General features: G+C 69.1%; 1 protein-coding gene. It reads right to left on the bottom strand.

Annotated elements, in window-relative coordinates:
- A partial coding sequence (locus LQ326_RS47505; protein WP_268208478.1) for an AMP-binding protein occupies window positions 1-405 on the bottom strand: 405 nt, incomplete at both ends.

The raw sequence follows: 405 nt of genomic DNA, 5'->3' as shown, positions 1-405 counted from the left end.
GTAAGCCAGCTGACCGGCCGCGATCTCCGGCAACTCGCCGGATACGCGGTCCAGTTCAGCGAGACGGACGACGGCGATGTCCTCCGGCAGCCGGCCGGCCGTCTCGTCCGAGACCAGCACGAACTCCGCCGTGCTGTCGTGGACCATGTACGCCAGCCGGTCAGAGGGGTACTCCGGATCCAGCGGGACGTACGCCCCACCGGCCTTCCACACCGCCAGGATCGCCACCACCATGTCGGTCCCACGCGGCAGACACAGACCCACCCGCGACTCCCGACCCACCCCACGCGCCACCAGCCCACGCGCCCACGCATCCGAACACGCATCCACCTCCGCATAGGTCAACGAACGCTCACCCGAACGCAACGCCACCGCCCCAGGCGTCAGCACAGCCCACTCACGGAA

It is taken from the genome of Streptomyces shenzhenensis (genome assembly GCF_021462265.1).
GTDB lineage: Bacteria > Actinomycetota > Actinomycetes > Streptomycetales > Streptomycetaceae > Streptomyces > Streptomyces shenzhenensis.
The sequence above is the reverse complement of the archived record's forward strand: the minus strand, read 5'-3'. Positions and strand labels throughout refer to the sequence as shown.